At 45.0% G+C, this 21,262-nt stretch carries 17 protein-coding genes; 8 read left to right on the top strand and 9 right to left on the bottom strand.

Going from position 1 to position 21,262, the window contains the following annotated elements:
- Positions 1 to 17: 17 nt before the first annotated feature.
- The 6 genes from RNZ41_RS07040 to cydD all read right to left on the bottom strand — a co-directional run bounded on the left by RNZ41_RS07040 (position 18) and on the right by cydD (position 9,004).
- A complete protein-coding gene (locus tag RNZ41_RS07040; protein WP_076774644.1) occupies positions 18 to 1,766 on the bottom strand; it encodes a TrkH family potassium uptake protein in 1,749 nt (582 codons plus the stop codon).
- Positions 1,767 to 1,931: 165 nt separating this feature from the next.
- On the bottom strand, positions 1,932 to 3,824 hold the full coding sequence (locus tag RNZ41_RS07035; protein WP_314026940.1) for a sensor histidine kinase: 1,893 nt from the start codon (positions 3,822 to 3,824) through the stop codon (positions 1,932 to 1,934).
- A gap of 157 nt (positions 3,825 to 3,981) precedes the next feature.
- Entirely contained in the window at positions 3,982 to 4,278 is a 297-nt protein-coding gene (locus tag RNZ41_RS07030) for a response regulator (protein WP_409950572.1), read from the bottom strand.
- Positions 4,279 to 4,389: 111 nt separating this feature from the next.
- Positions 4,390 to 5,268 carry a PepSY domain-containing protein gene (locus tag RNZ41_RS07025; protein ID WP_314026939.1) on the bottom strand — a complete coding sequence of 293 codons (879 nt, stop codon included), beginning with the start codon at positions 5,266 to 5,268 and terminating at the stop codon, positions 4,390 to 4,392.
- Between the two features lie 222 nt (positions 5,269 to 5,490).
- Positions 5,491 to 7,302, bottom strand: coding sequence for an amino acid ABC transporter ATP-binding/permease protein (locus RNZ41_RS07020; RefSeq protein WP_314026938.1), 1,812 nt, complete (start codon positions 7,300 to 7,302; stop codon positions 5,491 to 5,493).
- A 4-nt stretch (positions 7,303 to 7,306) separates the two neighbouring features.
- Entirely contained in the window at positions 7,307 to 9,004 is a 1,698-nt protein-coding gene (gene cydD, locus RNZ41_RS07015) for a thiol reductant ABC exporter subunit CydD (RefSeq protein WP_314026937.1), read from the bottom strand.
- Positions 9,005 to 9,460: 456 nt separating this feature from the next.
- Between cydD and RNZ41_RS07010 the strand changes: the two genes are divergently transcribed.
- From RNZ41_RS07010 to RNZ41_RS06985, 6 genes are all read left to right on the top strand, one after another.
- Positions 9,461 to 11,089 carry a cytochrome ubiquinol oxidase subunit I gene (locus RNZ41_RS07010; protein WP_314026936.1) on the top strand — a complete coding sequence of 543 codons (1,629 nt, stop codon included), beginning with the start codon at positions 9,461 to 9,463 and terminating at the stop codon, positions 11,087 to 11,089.
- Complete coding sequence (gene cydB, locus RNZ41_RS07005) at positions 11,082 to 12,218, top strand: cytochrome d ubiquinol oxidase subunit II (RefSeq protein ID WP_203172548.1); 1,137 nt, start codon at positions 11,082 to 11,084, stop codon at positions 12,216 to 12,218. The genes RNZ41_RS07010 and cydB overlap by 8 nt, the downstream gene beginning before the upstream one ends.
- A gap of 32 nt (positions 12,219 to 12,250) precedes the next feature.
- Positions 12,251 to 12,463 carry a cytochrome bd-I oxidase subunit CydX gene (gene cydX / locus RNZ41_RS11805; protein ID WP_007116301.1) on the top strand — a complete coding sequence of 71 codons (213 nt, stop codon included), beginning with the start codon at positions 12,251 to 12,253 and terminating at the stop codon, positions 12,461 to 12,463.
- Positions 12,464 to 12,733: 270 nt separating this feature from the next.
- A complete protein-coding gene (locus RNZ41_RS06995; protein WP_409950730.1) occupies positions 12,734 to 14,020 on the top strand; it encodes an ammonium transporter in 1,287 nt (428 codons plus the stop codon).
- 107 nt (positions 14,021 to 14,127) lie between these two features.
- Positions 14,128 to 14,892 (top strand): hypothetical protein, encoded by a 765-nt coding sequence (locus tag RNZ41_RS06990; RefSeq protein WP_314026934.1) that lies wholly within the window; start codon positions 14,128 to 14,130, stop codon positions 14,890 to 14,892.
- A gap of 225 nt (positions 14,893 to 15,117) precedes the next feature.
- Positions 15,118 to 15,690, top strand: a complete 573-nt coding sequence (locus RNZ41_RS06985) for a BLUF domain-containing protein (RefSeq protein ID WP_314026933.1) — start codon at positions 15,118 to 15,120, stop codon at positions 15,688 to 15,690.
- 158 nt (positions 15,691 to 15,848) lie between these two features.
- Here the strand turns inward: RNZ41_RS06985 and RNZ41_RS06980 are convergent, their stop codons facing one another.
- On the bottom strand, positions 15,849 to 16,424 hold the full coding sequence (locus tag RNZ41_RS06980) for a BLUF domain-containing protein (RefSeq protein ID WP_314026932.1): 576 nt from the start codon (positions 16,422 to 16,424) through the stop codon (positions 15,849 to 15,851).
- Positions 16,425 to 16,583: 159 nt separating this feature from the next.
- A complete protein-coding gene (locus RNZ41_RS06975) occupies positions 16,584 to 17,015 on the bottom strand; it encodes a BLUF domain-containing protein (RefSeq protein WP_062334532.1) in 432 nt (143 codons plus the stop codon).
- A gap of 205 nt (positions 17,016 to 17,220) precedes the next feature.
- Between RNZ41_RS06975 and RNZ41_RS06970 the strand changes: the two genes are divergently transcribed.
- Positions 17,221 to 18,165 carry an alpha/beta hydrolase gene (locus tag RNZ41_RS06970; protein WP_314026931.1) on the top strand — a complete coding sequence of 315 codons (945 nt, stop codon included), beginning with the start codon at positions 17,221 to 17,223 and terminating at the stop codon, positions 18,163 to 18,165.
- Positions 18,166 to 18,505: 340 nt separating this feature from the next.
- Positions 18,506 to 19,960 (top strand): NAD-dependent succinate-semialdehyde dehydrogenase, encoded by a 1,455-nt coding sequence (locus tag RNZ41_RS06965; protein ID WP_314026930.1) that lies wholly within the window; start codon positions 18,506 to 18,508, stop codon positions 19,958 to 19,960.
- A 103-nt stretch (positions 19,961 to 20,063) separates the two neighbouring features.
- Here the strand turns inward: RNZ41_RS06965 and pncB are convergent, their stop codons facing one another.
- Entirely contained in the window at positions 20,064 to 21,260 is a 1,197-nt protein-coding gene (gene pncB, locus RNZ41_RS06960) for a nicotinate phosphoribosyltransferase (protein ID WP_409950571.1), read from the bottom strand.
- Positions 21,261 to 21,262: the final 2 nt, after the last annotated feature.

The raw sequence follows: 21,262 nt of genomic DNA, 5'->3' as shown, positions 1-21,262 counted from the left end.
CCCTTATCAATTTATCTTTAGGTGATAATAATCTCTTCGCTGGGATAGCGATAGCTTTGATGCCTTGGGCGATTTAACAAGGCAATTAAGATGGTCAATGCCCCAACCCGTCCACAAAACATCAGCCCAATCAGGACGGATTTGCTAAACGCACTTAAATGCGGGGTGATACCTAAGCTTAACCCTGTGGTGGTGTAAGCAGAAACACTTTCAAATAACACTTCTGTCATACTCATATTGGGCTCTGCCCAGCGTATTAACGTACAACCAAACGCAATGATAATTACTGATAAACATATAATCGCAAATGCCCGCTTCACTGAGATATCCGCAATTTCACGACGGAATATTTCGATACGAGAATAGCCGCGTGCCAGTGACACAATATTGAGCACAGCGACCGCAAAAGTCGTGGTTTTGATACCACCGCCTGTAGAGTTTGGGGATGCCCCAACCCACATCAGTGCAATGGTAAGCATCACGGTCGGCGGCGCTAGCTGTGCCATGTCTACCACGTTGATTCCTGATGAGCGCGGTGCAGCTGCCACAAAAAACCCTGTCACAAGTTTGCCTATGACACTGGTATGCTCAGTTAAGGTGCCTTGCCACTCAAAGGCAAGCACACTGACAAAGGCAAGCACTAGCAAGGACAGGGTCGTCACTAGACTAATGCGACTATTGATACTCAGTAACCACGGCTTGGCGCCATATCGTGAGCGGTTAGGAAACAACAGGCGCATCACCTGATGGCGCAAATATTCCACGACATTGGCAACTATCGCAAACCCCAACCCCCCAAACAAAAACGTCACCGCCACAACCATTTGTAACGGATAATTAAAGCGCAGTTGTAACTCATATAAGCTATCACTCATCGTTGAAAAACCTGCATTACAAAATGCAGAGATGGCATGAAAAACCGAAAAAAAGATGCGGCGATGGATACTCATAGGGACATCAAGCATACTGAGATAAATCGCCATGGCTGCCACGGACTCCACCGCAAAGGTGACCGCAAAAATTACTTTGAGCGTCTTTAGTACATCACTCATACGATTGGCTGAGGTCACATGCCCAATCTGTAGCTGTGTCTGATAACTGATGCGTCCCCGAAAAAAATAACTAAAATAAGTGGCAAAAGTCAAAATCCCTAAGCCGCCCAATTGAAACAAACACATGATAATGATTTGACCCAATGGGGTAAAAAAAGCGCCGGTATCTTTTACCGCGAGACCCGTAATACACACTGCACTCGTGGCAGTAAATAAAGCATCAACAAACGCAATATGACCATACGTGGCATTTGGCATCATCAGCAAAAACGTGCCGAGCAAAATAAGCAATAAAAAACTTAAAATAAACAACTGGGCAGGATGGGCAACGACTATCTTAAAGCTAAACTCCATCACCAATAACTGACGAATAAAAGAAACCAACAACGCAATTTTTATCAGCGATTTTTCAAACAAGAATTTGTATAAAAAAGAACTGTTATCAGCAAAAAAATGTGTCACCAATAACGCAATGACTAATAAAGCAATGGACAAATCAAACGTGAGCACAAGCTTTGAGCGTATACCTTTTTGCACATATTGACTCAATAACTCAATAAAATTAAGCCCAAGTACTAGCAAATAAAGCGTCGAAGCCACGCCATGCAACCAAACTTTAAAAACAAACCCTGTCTCAATAATCGCAAGCAATACAGCGAATAAACCGCTATAAAATACCAGTTTATTAAACACACCCGATGGCTTGTCATGCATTGAGTCTAGCGCATTTTTTTTATTTTTTTTCGATATAAAATCAAACATCTTAAAGTTGACTTCCGTTTTACCCAAGCATAGTTGTTGTACTTTATACCGCAATTATACGTTTGAGAAAACTAGATTGAGCAATGATTTAAAAAAAGCAGCGATGATTTGATAAAATTACGTTGTTTTTGAGGCAGGCTGAAACACCAAGGTTACCGTTAAGCCTTGGGTGGTGGCAGTGGTTTGGGCGTTATTCTCAACCACTTGCGTAGGACTCAAATAAATATCGATATGGGCTTGTTGACAAATTTGATAAACAATTGATAAACCCAAGCCGGTACCGCCAATCACCGTGAAACCTGAATGGGTACTTGTGTCTTTGGTGGAAAAAGATTTTTTGGCAGTATCGCTATGGGTTTGTGTACTGCTTGTTTGTCCTTGTCCGTGTGCTAGGGATGCGCTCGACGCATTTTGATTGACGCGGTAAAAGGGTTGAAAGACGTCTTGATAATGGGCTGCATCAATGCCAATGCCCGTATCGGCAACTTGGACGATGAGTCGTTTTGCGCGGTGATTGGGTTTGTTGCTAGCGTTGTTCACCAACACAGGGGTCGGGGTCAATGGGTTAGCGAAGTTGGCATGGGTGGCATAGGTGTCTTGGGTGGCATAAGTGGAATCGGTGCTGCTTGACGTCTGCGTTAAATCTTCGATAGTCATTTGGTCAATGACAACAGCGATATTGCCTGTGGCTTGGGTGTATAAAATGGCATTTTGCAGTAGGTTTTTGAGCAGGATAAACAAGGCGGTTTCATCTACACTGACCTGCGTCGCGGACGCACCCAGCGCGGTTAGATGGTTGTCAACTGACAGGGTTTGGTCTTTACTATCGGCAATCGGAAATAGCAGTTTGATGGCTTCTCGTAGCACGGCAATTAAATTGGTGGGCGTGCGGGTGCGCTCGGTCAGCTGTGATTGCTGGGCGTCCATACGGGCAAGGGTGAGTAGCTGTTCCACCAAATGTTGATTGTGCTTCACTCTGACAGCGAGCTTATGAATGTTTTGTTTGAATTTGGCTTGCCTTGCAGGGTCGCTATACATCGCCGCGTCTTGACTGTATTTTTGCAGTTGTTGTACCTGTAGCGAAATTGCGGTCAATGGCGAGCGTAGCTCATGCGCCGCATCGGCGATAAAGCGATTTTGGTTTTGGATATGCGTGTCAACCCGTTGTAACAACGCATTGATTTCAATGACCAAAGGCACGAGCTCGCTGGGCAGAATTGAGCGATGTTGGCTGTCAGTGGGCAGCTCGATCAAGCTGAGGTCTTGACCATGACGTTTTGCCATTTGCCGAGCTAATATCTGAATCGGACGCAATACGCGCTTTAATACCCAAGGCAATAGTGCAAGCAGCAACAGGGTCGTTAGTAAAATTGGAATAATGGATTGCCAAGCCGATTTTAGGGCAATTTTTTTCTGCCATTCAACAGGTTGACGCACAAAAATTACCCGCCTTGGGGTGTCTTTACGAAAGACTTTCCAAATTTCACCATCGAGGGTTAATTCACTAAAACCGATAGGGGTGTTAATTAATTGCGGATGAGCCATAGGCGTAATAAAATTGGTGTCAATTTTGCCAAAACGGGCAGGGAAGATATCCACTTGCACACCGTCTTTAACGCCTTGATACTGTAGGACGTTGCCTTCATCATTGGGTGAGAAAACAGTGGTCGGCGTGCTACTGCTAGGGGCAGAAGCTATCATAGCGGGTATAGGTGGTCTAGGCGGTGGTAAGTCATGCGGTAAAAGATTATTGTCTAGGTTTCGCCTATTGGGAATTAGTTCATGCGGGGGTGGTCGCACCGTTGAGCGAGAGCCGACCAGCTCAGCAAGATAGCTAAGATTGGTTTCTTGTGAGGTGTTAAACTCTTGATAGGTATAGCAAAATACCGCAATCTGTACCAAAATGCCAATCGATAGTAACGTGCCAAGTATCCAAACCAGCAATTGTTTTTGTAGTGATTTTTGCAACGATTTTTGCAAGGGTAGGGCGGTTTTTGTAGGGTTAGCCATGGTCATTTTCGCGGGTACTTGGCGGTCATTGTCTGGATATTTTTGAGCCTTTTTTCTATCGCTTTTTGTTAGTCTTGGGATTCGGCGCTGATATACCAGCCCAAACCACGGATGTTTTTAATCCGTTTTTGACCAATTTTTTTGCGCAGTCCATAGATTAAAAATTCAATGGCATTGCTCTCAGTCCTTTCACGCGGTCTTTGATTTGGTCTCGGGCGGTCAGCACCAGTACAGGCGTATCGATTTTGGCACTGCGAAGCGTCTCTAACACGCTCATGCCGTCAATTTCTGGCAAGCCCAAATCTAGCAAAATCACATCATACGATTCGACTTTGAGGGTCAAAATCGCTTCTCGCCCATCTTTTGCCCAGTCTACTGCATAGGCTTCTTCTTCTAGACTATCAATCAGACTGTCGGCAATGAATACGTCATCTTCGACGAGTAATACTCTCATTGGGTTACCTTTATACACGAATACTGTTCAATAAATAGACTATAACACAAAAAACCGCCATTCTAAGAATGACGGTGTTGCTCATAGGCAAGGTTGCCATTTGTCGCTCAATTATGGCTGAGTGGGCGCACGACGTTTGAAGTCGTTCAATGATTTGACATCGCTCACGGCACCTGTTTGGGCATCAACTTTAACATGGTAGACTTCTTTACCTTTTACCACTTCAATCTGATAGCTTGGGGTTCTTGGTGATTGATTCTGGGCAGGGTTTGGTGCAGGCGGCATGCCTGTATTGTCCATTTGTGGGTCTCTGTTAGGGCGGCGTTGACCGTCACGAGGACCATGACCACCCATTTTATTCCCACCTAAATGGGCGCCAATGGCTTCACCACCGACTTGGTTCGCTGCCAATTGCATGGCGCGTTCTAGGCTGATATTGATGGCAGGCGGCGCAGGCGGTTGATTGTTGGGGTTGCCCATGTTATTGGGGGTATTAGGTTGTGGCGGACGCGCTGGGCGTGATGGCCGTGATGGCCATGATGGCATAGTTGCTTGGCTCACTTGACCATTAGAGGCATTGACGATATATAGCTGTGGCTGACCATTCGCATTAAGGGTCATGACCCGGTAGCCGACGATGTTGTTATTGGCGTTGTTGGCGATACGGGCAGGGTTTGGGTTGGGTCGGTTGCTACTGTCATAATAATGTACACCAACAATGCGTGTGTTCGCGGTTTGTTTTTGTACCAAGGCGACCGCTTGAGAGGCACTGATGCTCGCATTGGCGGCTGCTCGGGCGTTGGCTTGCATGGCTTGTAAGCGTTGCTCAAAGTTCTTGGCATTGGCTGGATGGCGCTTTTGCATTTTTTGCGCTTGTGGTGCCGCTGAGGTGCTCGCACAGGCGGTGACTGTCGCACCTGTAACGATGCTAAGCAGAGCTACACTAAGTCCAGTGGCTAAAAATGAGGGGTTAAATTTTGCTAAGTTCATAGGTTTTCCTGCGGTTGTTAATATAGTTGTTGATAACCCTTGATTGGATAGTACTATCATACAGAAATTAAGACAGCAGAAACTTAGCGATAACGCAGAATCAGGCTAGGTAGGTTATGGCAATCGGATTAAACAATTTGCTTTGCAAAACGCCCACAGCAACGTTCAAAAATGTTTTTATCAATTTTTTTGTCTGTCAAATCAAACCTGACCCCTGACAGGTTAAATAAAAACACCAGGCTCAGGTAATTGCACGATATTAATTGGACACTCAGTTTGCCAAAGATGGTGGGTGACAATGATTAAAATGCCTTGCTGCTGATGCTGTACCAGCATTTGCCACAGTGCTTCACGGCTTTTTTTATCAAGTCCCGCAAACGGCTCATCTAGCAGCAAGATTTTTTTTGGGCTAAGTAATAGCCGTGCCAAGGCAATGCGTCTGGCTTGTCCACCGGAAATAGCTTGCCCATATTCCCCTAGCGGGGTCTGTAATTGTAGCGGCTGATTGCGCGCCCAGTCTTTGAGTCCAACCTTACCCAGCACTTGCCAAAGCTGTTCATCACTGGCATCGGCGTTGCCCAATCTTAGATTTGTCGCCAAGGTCTGGTCAAAAATATCAATCTGTTGCCCCAGATAACCTGTGAGCGCGGGCGTATTTTGTAAGGCTAGCCAGTCCATCCCATTGAGCTTGATGCTGCCTTGTTGTGGTGCTAGTTCATGAGCCAACACTTGTAACAGTGTTGATTTGCCCGCGCCCGAGCGCCCAGTAATCAATACAGGGGTGCCTTGGGTGGCAGTCAAGCTGAGAGCTTTAAAACCGACAATCGCCTCCGGCATTTTGCCAGCTAGCTGATGGATGGTGAGTGTGAGTGGTGCACTTAGGCGCGCAACATCGATGGGTAAAGGGGCTAAATCATGGTTTAAGTGATTGGTTAAATCAGGCGTTAAATGATGGCTAGGTTGTAGCAAAGGATTGAGTAATTCATTGAGTTGATGTTTTGCTGCCAAACTATTGCCAAGGGCTAGCGAGTGGGTGACTAACGGCGCTAGCAAGTCAGTCATGCCCATGATACCGAGGAATAGCGCAAGCAACATCGGCACACTGATGATAAGGGGCGTGTGGTAAAAACCCACTAACAAGCCGACCAAAACCGCGGCAATCAGCCATTGCATGATCAGCATGACCAATGACTGGGCGCGCTGGATGCGCTTTTGCTGATGCGTATGCTGAGTGTCGAGGGTGTTAAAAGCAGTCAATTCGGATTGCCAGCGCTGCCAAATCAATAAATGGGTAAGTGCCGATAGCGGATTGAGCAAACTGACGCGTCTGGACTCTGCCAATGCTTGATGAACGCGGGCATGCTTGATACTGCGCCATGTCAGCATGGTAGGCAACATCAAACCGGCGATTAAAAATATGGCAATCAAGACGGGGCTAACCTCATACTGATAAAGTAAGGTGGCTACTAGCAAGCTCGCGGTTGTCGCGACTAGCCAAGGCGATACCACGCGCAGTGGCAACTCATTGAGTACCTCAATATCATGGGTTAAACGGTGCATGGCATGGGTAGATTGTAAGGTAATTGATAAATTTGCCAGTGGCAGGCGTGAAAACTGGTTAAAAAAACGCACTCGCAGCCGCTGCAACAAACCAAACACCGCATGGTGGGACACCATCATTTCACCATAGCGTCCTGCGGTACGTACCATCGCCATCACACGGATAATCGCTGCCGGTACCAGATAATTAAAACTGTGTGAGCCCAGCGCCACCATCCCTGTCATTGCTGCCGCAGAAATAAACCACCCTGACGTCATCAATAGGCCAATCACGGATAACGCAGTCATCATGGCTAAACAGGCAGCAATGAGCCATTTATCTAGCTGCGTGCTAAACAGCTGGGTTAAACGAAAGGTTTGATGACTGTTTGATTTTTTTTGCCGGTGAGTGTTGACACGGCTATTTTGATTAATAAGCCTATTTTCACTAGCAAGTTTATTTTCGCTATTTTTTTCACTAGTAGAGTCTGTCATACCGTTACGCCTTCGCCAAAGTAGATGCAATATCAAGGCTTATTTGCCGATCCAGCCAAGGCAGTTTTGTGGCATCGTGCGTCACCCATAACACGGTTTTCCCCCTCGTCACTTGTTGTAATAGCGCATTAATCTCGGCTGCGGTGTCACTATCTAAATGCTCAGTGGGTTCATCGAGTAGCCAAAGCTGTGCGTCTTGCAAGAGTAACTGGGCTATTGCCAATCGTCGCTGCTGTCCACCGGACAAGCCGCTACCACGTTCACCTAACTGAGTATCTAGCTGATTTGGCAGTGCTTTTATCAAAGGTTTTAACCCCACTTGCGCAAGAATTTGCCATAGTTTGTCATCACTGGCGGTTGGGTTTGGCAGGCGCAAATTATCGGCGATACTCATCGGCAGTAGCATGGTTTGCTGTGACAAATAGGCGATTTGGTGGCGAAATTGCGTGGAATTGATGGTGTTAAAATTTTGGTTATTAATAAAGATATCGCCTTGATAGGCACAAAAACCCAAAAAAATTTGCAATAGGGTGGATTTGCCGCTGCCACTTTGACCGACAATCGCCAACCGTTCCCCTGCGGCAATAGCAAAACTTAACGGCGCGAGCCGTGTGCGTTGCTGATGATTGACCCAAATATTATCCGCGTCAATGGCAGGGGGCGCAGTTAAGATAGAGGGGTTAGCTTTTGTGTTTTCCGCTGACTGAAAAGCTAACAAGGGTGATAATTCGGCAATCGCGCCTTCCGCTTGCGCTTTGACATGATAATCCGCGCCCAACTGACGTAGCGGGGCATAAAATTCAGGTGCCAACAGCAGTAAAAATAGCGCCGACTGGTAAGGCACAGGCACCGTGTTTTTTTGCCAAGGTAAAATACCGATTAAACCAAAACCCAAATACACGGCAAGTAGCGCAATCGACAGCGCGGCTAACAGTTCTAGCGCTGCGGTGTTTAAAAACGCAATTTTGAGTACCGACATGGTGCGCATACGGTAGGCTTCGGCTGAGGCGTCTATATCTTGACTCGCGTGCCCGACAGCATCCAGCCGTTGCAGTGTGGCTGTGCCACGTAACCAATCCAAAAATCGCCCGCTCAGCTGTGCCATCGCGGCAAATTGTTGCCGACTTTTACGGGCGGTGGCATGACCAATTAATACCATAAATACAGGGACTAGCGGTGCTGTCAGCAGTAAAATCAGCGTCGCCATCCAGCTTTGGGTCGCTGCCGCAACTAATAGCATGATAGGCGTGGTCACCACAATCAGTCGCTGCAAATAAAAACGGCTGACATAGCCCGTTAAGGCGTCACATTGCTCAATCACCATACTGGCAAGCCCGCCATCACTGCCATACTGGTCCCGCGCTGCACCTACTTGTGCCAGTTTTTCAACTAGCGTTTTTCGTAGGATGCCGGCTACTTGTAGCCCCGCGTCTAACGCCAGCTGGTCTTTGCAAAAATGCAGTAAAGGACGTAGCAACAGACACCCCATCAGCCACGGCAGATAATCAAAAAATACGTCAGTGGCAGGGCGGTGATGGGCGATTTGTGTTAACCAATCTGCAAAGATGACCGCAATCAGCCAAGACTGCACGATCAATACTAGCGTGGACACAACTGACAGTCCCCATGCCATATAAATCGGTCGCTTTGCCATAGCGGCATAGTGACGAAGGGTTTGGTTGACAGCAGAAGTTTCAGACATGGTTGGTTAACAGTAACGATAAAATCAATGGACATATCATAGCGTATCAAGCACGGGTTAGGTACGACAAATCATGCTCATCAAGGCAATGAGATAAAAAAGTGTAAACACACTGCCTACCAATGAGGGTTGATAAAACCTTGATAAAGGCATATAAAAAGCCATATAAAAGACAATTAAATAAGTAAAGCGATGAACGACCCCACTTTAAAATATTACCCTCAACAGACCCATAAACTATCACTCATTCAACTATCACCATCTTTGACAGGGTATGAGAAGATGGTAGCAGCAACGCCATACTCATCATAGTATTTTGTAGTCAGGTGCGACATTATGCCGCATGACAAATAATTTATAGATTTATATAATGTTTGTAAATAAAAACATTACCCTTTTTTAACCACGCATGAGGGTAATTGACATCTGAATTGGTTGTCAAACCAAGGAGTCAACATGATAACAGAACATCTAGTCGATATCTCCCGTCTGCAATTTGCAGTCACGGCGTTATATCATTTTTTATTTGTACCACTCACACTGGGCATGGTGTGGCTGCTGGTCATCATGGAATCCATGTACGTGATGACAGGCAAAGAAGTGTGGAAAGACATGACGCGTTTTTGGGGCAAACTGTTTGGCATCAACTTTGCCTTGGGTGTCACCACCGGAATCACCATGGAATTCCAGTTTGGTACCAACTGGGCGTACTACTCACAATATGTCGGCGATGTTTTTGGTGCGCCGCTTGCCATTGAAGGCTTGATGGCATTTTTTTTAGAATCGACCATGGTTGGACTGTTTTTCTTTGGTTGGGATAGACTGTCACGCGGACAGCATTTGCTAGTGACTATGTTGATGGCGCTGGGTACCAATCTATCCGCATTGTGGATTTTGATTGCCAATGGGTGGATGCAAAATCCGGTTGGCGCAGAGTTTAGTTACCAGACTATGCGCATGGAAATGACCGATTTTGCCGCAGTATTATTTAACCCTGAGGCGCAGAACAAATTCGTACATACCGTCTCTGCCGGGTATACGGTGGGGGCGACCTTTGTGCTTGCCATCTCAGCGTGGTATTTGCTCAAAAAACGCGATGTCGAATTTGCCAAACGCAGCTTTCAAGTCGCGGCGGCATTTGGTTTTGCGTCGATTTGTAGCACTATCGTACTGGGTGATGAGTCGGGTTATTCCATTGGTTTGGCACAGCAAACCAAAATGGCAGCGATAGAGGCGATGTGGGAAACCGAGCCTGCGCCTGCCAGTTTTAATTTGATTGCCGATATCAACCAAGCCGAGCAAAAAAACAACTGGGCAGTGCAAATTCCGTATGTGATGGGCTTGATTGGGACGCGCTCGCTAGATACCCCGATTTTGGGCATCCATGACATCAAAATCATCAATGAAAAACGCATCATCAATGGTCAAAAAGCGGTGGTACTACTGGATCAATTACGCAGTGCGCCCCCAGGTTCAACCCCAAATCCTGTGACAGTGGCAGAATTTGAAAAGGTAAAAAAAGACTTGGGCTTTGGGTTATTGCTCAAACGCTATTCGCCAGATGTCAGCAAAGCCACGCCTGCCATGATTAAACAGGCCACCGATGCCACTATTCCACCTATTATTCCGATGTTTTGGTCATTCCGTGCCATGGTGGGCTTGGGTTTTTTATTGTTGGCATTGTTTACTATTAGTCTTTGGTCAAGTGTCAAAGATAACTTTATCCAAAAACCTTGGCTGTTACGTTGGGCATTATTAATGCTGCCTGCGCCTTGGCTTGCTGCGGAATTTGGTTGGTTTGTTGCCGAGTATGGGCGTCAACCTTGGACGATTTATGGCATGTTACCGACCTATTTTTCAGTCTCCAACATTAGCGTGGCGAATGTGTATGCCTCGCTGGCGGGATTTGTTGGTTTTTATACGGTGCTGCTGATGATTGAAATGTACTTGATGGTGAAATATGCCCGTAAAGGACCCGCAAGTCTAGGTACAGGCAAATACTACGGCGAAGATACTCACAAGGTTCATGTGAGTCCTTCATTAAATTTGCCCCATGATACAGCCGAGGTGAATCATGTTGTTTGATTATGAAACACTCAAAATTATTTGGTGGTTATTAGTCGGTGCGCTGCTCATTGGGTTTGCTATCATGGATGGGCATGATATGGGCGTGTGTTCGTTACTGCCTTTTGTCGGCAAAGATGATGAAGAGCGGCGGGTGATTATCAATACCATTGGTCCGCACTGGGAGGGTAACCAAGTATGGTTTATCACGGCAGGTGGCGCGATTTTTGCGGCATGGCCGATGGTGTACGCCACCGCTTTTAGCGGTTTTTATTGGGCGTTAATGGCAGTATTGTGGGCGTTATTTTTCCGCCCGGTGGGGTTTAAATATCGCAGTATGATACACAATCCAACCTGGCGCAAAGCGTGGGACTGGGGGTTGTTTGTCGGTTCATTTATCCCGGCTGTGGTGTTTGGCGTGGCATTTGGCAACTTGTTTTTAGGCGTGCCTTTTAGTTTTAATAACCATTTGGTATCGACTTATACAGGCTCATTTTGGGCATTACTTAATCCATTTGCCCTACTGTGCGGCTTGATCAGCGCGTCTATGTTGATTATGCAAGGTGGGGCGTATTTGGCGCATCGCACCCTTGATGAGGTACAAAATCGTACCCTTAACTACGCTGCTATCAGTAGTATGGTGATGGCAGTACTGTTTGTGATAGCAGGGGTATGGATACAATCGATTGACGGCTATCGTATCACCAGCCACATTGACCCCCAAGCCTTACCAAATGTGCTTAATAAAGAGGTGACGCGTCAAGCGGGCGCATGGATGGCAAATTATCATGAGTATCCGCTGGCATGGGCATTCCCTGTACTTGGTGTCATCATGCCGATTGTCACGGCGATATTGTTAAAAGCGCGTAAAACCTTAACCGCATTTATTGCCTCCAGTATTGCTGTGCTTAGTGTGATTATGACCGCAGGGGTGGCATTATTTCCGTTTGTCATGCCATCCTCTAGCGATCCACGTTCAAGCTTGACGATTTGGGACAGTGTATCGAGTCATCTTACCTTGATGATTATGTTGTTTGTCGTGGTGGTGTTATTACCGATGATTGTAGGCTACACCAGCTGGGCATATAGCGTGATGCGCGGTAAAGTGACCAAGGCTTATGTTCGAGAGCAAGAGCATTCACTTTACTGACCCAAATCAAGGCAACTCAATAGGAGAACACAATGTGGTATTTTGCGTGGATATTAGGATTGGGGTTTGCGGTATTATTGGCGATTTTAAACGCGCTATGGCTTGAAAATGCCGATGCGCGTAATAAAGCCTTTAATCCAAAAGCTAAGGACGATAATCCCACCAATGATGGTACGGTGACAGAAGGCAATCCCACTGAAGATATCCATAAAACAGGTAAGACTTCAGATAACGAGTCCTTATAGCCATTAACCTCAACTATTAGCGCTTTAAGTCATCACGGCTTAAAGCGCTTTTTTATGCGTTGTCAAAACCCGCTATTTTTTAATCATTTTCTTATTTGGTACACAATTTGCATTCCTTGTCTTGGCAAAACTGATTAATACTTGAGCGATAGTTTTTTATCGAGGGCATAAGAGCATAAGGGTAAAAGCTTCATGAGAAAGTTAAACAATACGGTTCAACGGCATACGGGTAAACGGCTTAATAAAGCCTATAAATGGCTATTATCCGTGATGGTTTTTTATCAACATTCCTCGGTGTACGCTGCGACGCCCACCAATGAGCAGCTATATGACTACCAAAATGTGATGTGGGTAGTTATTGGTGGTTTGCTGGTGTTCTTTATGCAGGCGGGCTTTGCGCTCATTGAAGCAGGCTCAGTGCGTAGTAAAAATACCGTGAATGTGTTGATGAAAAACTACACCGACATGGCGATTGGCGGGTTAATTTTTTATATCTTGGGCTACGGTTTGATGGCAGGCAACAACCCGACAGGTTACGTGGGTCAAAGCGAGTTTTTACCAGAGCAGCTTAGCAATATGCAATGGGCACATTTGTTTTTTCAGATGATGTTTGCTTCCACCGCCGCCACCATTGCCAGTGGTGCGATGGCGGAGCGCATTAAATTTTCAGGGTATCTGATTGGTACGTTGATGACTTGCGGATTGATTTATCCCGTCGTAGCCAGTTGGGCATGGGGCGGCTATTATGGCAGTCAAGGCTGGCTTGCCCAGCTTGGATTTATTGATTTTGCAGGCTCTTCGGTAGTGCACTCTGTCGGTGGGTGGCTAGCGCTGGCGGGTATTATCGTCCTTGGACCGCGTATTGGTCGCTTTGCCCCTGATGGCACGCCGCGTTTGATTGCCGGTCATAATCTCACGCTTGTCACATTGGGCGGCTTTATTCTATGGTTGGCGTGGTTTGGATTTAACGCAGGTTCTACACTGACTAGTTCAGGCAATTTGGGCAAAATCATGCTAAATACCCACCTAGCAGGGGTGAGTGCGGTGACGGCTTATCTGCTGATTTCAGGGGTGATGCGTAAGGCAATTTTATTGAGTGATACGGTCAATATCAGCCTTGCAGGGTTGGTCGCCATTACCGCAGGCTGTGCAACCATGTCACCTGTGTATGCGATTGTTACCGGTGGTGGTGCATGTTTGGCGTATTTGGCAGTGAAGCGGTTATTGGATAATGTTCAAATGGATGATGCGGTGTATGCCGTTGCCGTGCATGTGGGCGGCGGTGTGTGGGGTACGCTGGCAGCAGGGCTGTTTTATGAAGGTGATTTATTCGACAGCCATCGTATTATCGTACAGCTGATGGGCATCGGGGCAATGTTTGTTTGGTCGTTTGGACTGGGTATGGTGGTGTATTTTGTGATAGAAAAAACCATCGGTCTACGGGTACTTGCACAGCATGAGCAACGCGGGCTTGACTTTACCGAACATGCCGAAGGGGCTTACCCTGAATTCCAAGATAGCTTATTTAGTCAGCAAACGCTAACTGAGCGGCATTAGTTTTAAATTTTTGCGGTACCTGTCTGCTCTGTCGTCACAGGTACCCGACCCACCACAGTCATTTGCGTCAATTGTACTTTTATTAACTTTAAATATTTGGCACCGTCATGAACAAAGAAGCTACTATCAAATCTGCGTTAACACCGTTTTTAAAAGATGCTGATATACGTAAAGCCATGGACATCTTTCATAAAGATTATGCCGATATTACGCCTTACCAAATCCAGCGTTTTGTCCATGAAATTACGCAAGACAACGAAACCAAAGAATATCGCTCAAATATCCGTCGAAGTTTGATGAAAGCGCTGAGTGATTACCAAATGGGTGCAGCCAACCCCCAATCGATGACCCATGATATCCCTAATTTGGGGCAAAATAGCCCAGTCACTTACCCATCATCCAGTCAAGTAGCTATCTCTAACCAAAAACCTGACGCAATATCTAGCCCAATATTTAGCCAAACATCTAACCAAATGGCCGCCTTTGAGTTACTGATTGATAGTTTTATGGCGCAATTTTCACCATTATTGGGCAGCCAAATTTTAGACAGTGTCAAGCAGACGATTCATCAGCATCATAATTCATCAAAATCCCGTGGTTTTGGGCTATTAGCTCGCAAGGCAGAAACCAATCAGGCTTTAACCTTAACCATGATTCACTTTTTTGATCAGTTTTTTGGTGGGGACAAACAAAGTGCGTTGACAATGTCGTTGACCGATGCGGATACAGCAGGGTTTAAAACTATCTTATCATTATTTTATCAGCAAGCGTGTCAATGGGCGGGGCCTACTGATGCAGATATTGCTTTGGCTCAGGCAAACAAGATTGCCAAAGCCAAATTTGACGTATCTTTGGTTGAAAAATTTATGTAGAATGCCATTTATATAAACTACTACGGATTGACAGTATCATAGTACAATTTTTATGCAGACCTAAAGATGCTAAATGGCAATTTCCCAGTTCATTTTAGCACTGCGCTTGATGCTGTATTGTAGCTTAATTTTATGAGACCAATTCTAGGTTTCATAAGATTAAGTTTTTTTAACCGATGAAAATTTATTGTAACTGGCTTCCCTCACAAATTTTCGGAAAATGTCATGAATCATCAAATTCAGTATTATGTTTACGCCAGTAAAATAAATTTGACCCAAATTTTTGACCACAATTTATTCACTGATATTCGCGAGCAAGCCCAGTCCAACAATCAACACCATCATATTACGGGGTTTTTATTGTTTAAGGATGGCAAATTTTTGCAGTATATTGAAGGTCAAAAAGCGGTATGTGAACAATTATTTAACACGATAAAGCAAGACCGACGACATAAAGAGATAGTGGTGTTAGACCAGGGACAGTTAGAAAAACGCTATTATCAGCAATGGCTGATGAATTGTTATAACATGGACGAAAAAACCCAAACCCTTGAACTGCTTAATCTTCCAGATATGGTGTACGACTTTGATATTTATCATTGGAGCCAAGCTCACGTACATGAAGTGATGTCACTAATGGCAAAAAACCATTTGCTTGGCATGACACCCCAAACAGGCAGTTTTTTCTCGGTGGTTTATCGCCGCTTTATGCGGCAGAATAAAAAATATTTAATCATTCAACTGCTGATATTAGGTATGTTTTTCATCAGTTTATTGTTCCTAAAAAGCAACTATTAATAGCAAACATTGATTAACGCGATAGGGTATAAACCGACAGTGACGACTACCAAATACCCAATAAAGACGTCGAAACAATTGAGTTTAAACCGCGTCGCTATCTTGCGCTTGCGTAAGCGTTTAATGGTTAGCCTTTTCGCCATCAGATTGGCAAAAATTTACAGGTCAATTAACAACATAAATATCACCAACCATGGAACCGTGATGATGGTGAGCATGAAAAAAAGGTGTTTTTTGACATGGTGTTTGATGATGGCGCCGATGTAGCTTTCCGCTTTGACTTGGTAGGGCGCAATATCAGCCGCATCGCGCTCATAGAATGCGACCATCTCATTGAGTAATTGCTCGACTTGTTCGGTCTGCCATTGGTAGGTTTCAAACTGTGCTAACAGCTTACTAATCACTGGGGTGGTATGGGATATGCTGGGTGTCACGCATAGCATATCGCATTGCTTAAAGCGTTTAGAATGGGTCGTACCTTGATGGATAAGATGAATTTTATGGTGGCGTTTATCATGGGTGATAGCGAGGTACAAATTCGCTATATACATTTCACTACCTTCCATAAAATGCAGAAAGCGACCATCTTTGAATAGGATAAAACCCATGATGCCGGTTTTTTGATTATTATCTCTCGCACTTTGATAAATTTGGGTAAATGTGCTGGGCTTTAAAGCGGCTGACCAAGTAAGCGAACTGGTATAAGTCAGGTAATAAGTAGGGGGAGACATCATCGTAGAACTCCTCAGCCATACTCTTTATATGTTACTTTGAGTGTAGCATAATAATTTTTAATGTTATTATTAATTTAGCATCTTTTATTAAAACTAAAGTATAACCCTTAATTCATACAAAAATAAATTAAAGTTTATAAATCTTTTTAGGGTAAAAATTTAATTATTTTTATGATGCTGTGTTTGCATATCTGTGATTAGCTCATTCACCTCCGGTGACTGCCAATCGGTGGGGTTAAACGCTTGAAATAGTCGGCTAATGGATAAATTATTCACATCCTTATCAATGTCAATACAGTACATATCCCATTTTTTGAACCGCGGCTGTTCCCGATGACCCTCGGTAATTATTTTTAAATTTTTATGGCGATAATCTTTAAGTAAATCTTGGTACAGGTGAGTGACCAATGCCTTATCCCCTTCCAAATATTGAAAAAAATGCCCATGTTTGAATAGCAAAAATCCCGTGATATGTTGGGCATGATTGTTTTGCCTAGAAATCTGCTCGATAGTTTTGAAAGTAAAAGGATTAATCGCGCCCAGTAAGGTGATTTTACTGGTGTAAGTTAAATAATAAATAGCATCACACATAACGATATCCAACATAAGGTTACCGCTGTTACCAATTCACTACAGCAGGAATTTGATTAACGCTTATAAGCGATTATACTTAACAAAAAGCCATTTTCTTACATAAATATTTAATAATTTCAAATTTAACGTCCTAACTTGAAAACTTACTTATTTAAAAAAGCAAAAACCTTAAAAAAGAGAAACCCTTAACAAAGAGAAACCTATGCCAAATTCATCTATCCATGCTAAAGAACACTATCAACCTGCCACCGTCCGCTTGAATAAATACAAACTTGGAGCTGCTACGGCTATAGCCCTTGTGGGGTTAAATTTGATAGGCTGTCAGGCCATGGCGACAAAAAACGCACCCATCGCAGCAAAAGCTGATAGCACTAGCACTGTGTCAAATGGTATTAAAACCATCAAAAATATTGCCTATGGCACAGATACCCGCCAACAACTCGATATTTATACCCCTGCAGATGGTCAGCGTCACCCTGTGTTGATATTTGTATATGGGGGCAGCTGGCAACATGGCAAACGTCAAACCTATGGCTTTGTCGGTAAGCAGTTTGCCAAGTCGGGCTACACCACAGTGGTGGTGGATTATCGCTTAGCCCCTGCAAACGTATTCCCAGATTATGTGCTTGATACAGCCAGTGCCATGGGTTGGGTGTATCGTAATATCGCTCAATATGGCGGCAATCCTAATCAACTGTTTGTTATGGGGCATTCGGCAGGTGCGTTTAATGTGGTATCTGCGGTGGATGATAACCGTTTTTGGACAACAACCCGCATTCCCAACAAGGCAATATTAGGTGTGATTGGACTAGCAGGTCCGTATGATTATGATTTTCGTAGCGGTACTACCAAAGTTGCCTTTCCATCTGATAGCACCCGCCAGCAAGTGATGCCTGTGTATCATATCCGCCAAGATGTACCTCCGCATTTGTTGGTCACAGGTAGTAAAGACACGCTTGTCTACCCACAAAATGCTGATAGCCTACAAAAAGCGCTGACCCAAGCAGGCGGCAACGTGGAGCGGGTACAAGTCCCTGCCACTCACGCAGGCGTCGTCATTGGACTGGCAACACCGTTACAGTCGTTTTATCCCACCTTTAACAAGGTCAATGATTTTATGCAGCGGCATTTGCTAACAGCGCGTTGAGAAGAATTTCCAACAAAAAGTATAAAGAGAAACTTTTAAGCAGCGGCAATTTTCACAGAATCATGCAGTCAAAGGCATACCACTGCTGAGCCATTAGCCTCAAATGCGATGAAAGAATCATAACCGAGTTGAGGTAACCGACTTGGTTTGCATTTTTATCCAATTATTTATGCCATTTGCTATCTAATCTTTGCTGAAATTTTTACTTCATAGACAGCTGCTGCAACATAATGACGCTATTGCCGACAGCTGCTATCCGCTTATAATAAACGGCATTGACCTGCTTATCATAAAAAAGTTTACAATATCCTCATAACAACATAACGAACAGGACATCCTAATGCTACCACTTAAAGACCAAACCTTACTCAAAACCAAATCACTTATTAGCAACCAATGGACAGACGCCACGACAGGCGACACCATTGATGTCACCAATCCATTTGACAACCAAGTGATTGCCACTATACCGAGTCTAGAAAAATCCCAAGTCATCGACGCCGTCGCCATTGCTCACAAAGCGCAAATAGACTGGGCACAAAAAACCGCCAACGAGCGCGCAGCTATTTTAAACAACTGGGCAGATTTAATCGACCAAAATAAAGAAGACTTAGCAACCATCATGACCGCTGAGCAAGGCAAGCCAATCACCGAATCACGCGGTGAAATCGGCTATGCCAATAGCTTTATCCGCTGGTTTGCCGAAGAAGGTAAACGCATCTATGGCGACATCATCCCTAGCACCAACAAAGACCTACGCTACGTGGTGTTAAAGCAACCGATTGGCGTATGTGCGGCGATTACCCCGTGGAATTTCCCCGCCGCCATGATTACCCGCAAAGTTGCCCCTGCCTTAGCCGCTGGCTGCAGCATAATTGTCAAACCTGCCACTGAAACACCCTTGACCGCACTGGCGCTAGGGGAACTTGCCATACGAGCAGGCTTACCTGCAGGCTTGCTACAAATCGTCACTGGTAAATCCTCAGTGATTGGTGAAGTGCTCACCCAAGATGAACGTATCCATAAATTGTCATTCACTGGTTCTACCGAAGTTGGTCGCGTGCTGATGTCACAATGTGCCTCCACCGTCAAAAAACTCTCAATGGAGCTTGGTGGCAATGCCCCATTTATCGTCTTTGATGATGCCGACTTAGAAAAAGCAGCAACCGGGCTTATCGCTTCCAAATACCGTAATGCCGGACAAACCTGCGTGTGTGCAAACCGCGTCTATGTGCAAGCAAGCATCAAGGATAAATTTTTAGCCATCTTCAAACAAAAAGTAGAAGCCTTAAAAGTCGGTAATGGTATGACAGAGGGCGTGGAAGTCGGTCCGCTCATCAACCAAGATGCAATGGACAAAGTCGAGCAGTTACTTGAAGATGCGGTCAACAAAGGCGCGACCGTGGTCACCGGTGGAAAGAAACACAGCGCGTCAGATTTAAGTTTTGAGCCAACCATTATCACGGGTATCACCGATGACATGGACATCGCTAGCCAAGAGATTTTTGGTCCCGTCGCCCCGGTATTTATTTTTGATACCGATGACGAAGTGATTGCCCATGCCAACAATACGATTTATGGACTAGCGGCGTATTTTTATACCCAAAGCGTTGCGCGTTCGTGGAAAGTGTGTGAAGGACTCGAATATGGTATGGTTGCGCAAAACACAGGACTGTTATCAACCGAAGTTGCACCGTTTGGGGGTGTCAAACAATCAGGCTTTGGGCGTGAGGGCTCAAAGTATGGGATTGAAGATTATGTGACTACCAAGTATTGGTGTATTGATGTGCAATAATAGTTCAATCGTCCAAGTTCATGGCATACCTTGCCATGATTGGGCGTAAGATTGAATGTGGGGATTTAGCTTATTGGTTTTTGCAATTAGCGCTTTAGGATTTTTACTCGGCAATATCAAATACTTGGCGCAGGTATGCCAAAAAGGTATCGTTGTCGGTCATGGTTTTGCCCGGGCTGTCGGATATTTTAGCCACCGATTGCCCGTTACATTCAACCAGTTTAAGGACGATGTTGAGGGGTGTTTGCCCCATATCATTGGTCAAGTGAGTCCCGATACCAAACCCAAGTTGGAAACGGTCGTTAAAATGCAAGTACAGCGCCCACGCCTTCTGCAACGTCAGCCCATCGCTAAAATTTAACATTTTGGTTTTTGGGTTGATTTTGAGTTGTTGGTAGTGCGCGTAGGCTTTTTCGCCCCATTCATACGGGTCGCCACTGTCATGACGCAGCCCATCAAATAGCTTGGCAAAATACAAGTCAAAATCGCGCAAAAAAGCGTCCATCCCGACCACGTCTGTTAATGCAATACCTAAGTCACCTCGATATTCTTGAACCCAAGCTTCGAGTGCCGCTTTTTGGAAATTACGCAAGCGCACATCGAGTGCCTGAAAGGCTTGCAGAAATTCATGTGCCATTGTGCCAATTGGGGTGATACCGAACTGTTTGGCAAAATACACATTGCTCGTACCGCGAAATATTTCAGGCACTGCCATCAACCGCTCAATCACTTGCTCTTGCCAAGCAACACTATAACGTCGACGCGTACCAAAATCTGATACCAAAAACGGGACGTCATAAGCCGCCATTTGGCGACGATAGTCTTGTAACAGTATGATTTTATCATTTAGCCGTTGTTCACCGACTTGCCAAGCCGATTGCTGGTCAAGGTGACTAAAATACAGTTCATTGACAATCGCCAACACAAAGATTTCAAACATCATTGCCTGAATCATCGGGCCTTCAATACGAATGTCTAACCGACCTTCAGCATCAATGGTTACTTTGATAAAACGACGTTTGAGTTGAAATAATTCAAGATAATCAACAAAATCACTTTTGATAAAGCGCAGACCACGAAGGTATTGCAGCTCATCGGCTGTAAACCGTAGTTCACAAAGCGCATCGAGTTCGCTATTAACTTCATTGAGTAGCGTTGATAGGGGATAGGCGGTATCTTCAAGGTTACGACAGCGAAACGCATATACGCTATGCGTCTGTGGAAACTTGTGTAGTACCACTTGTAGCATGGTAAATTTGTATAAATCCGTGTCCAACAAAGACTTAATAATCGCCATCACTC

The organism is Moraxella sp. DOX410 (assembly GCF_032248735.1).
GTDB classification, from domain to species: Bacteria; Pseudomonadota; Gammaproteobacteria; order Pseudomonadales; family Moraxellaceae; genus Faucicola; species Faucicola tetraodonis.
This window is presented reverse-complemented; position numbering and strand designations above follow the sequence as displayed.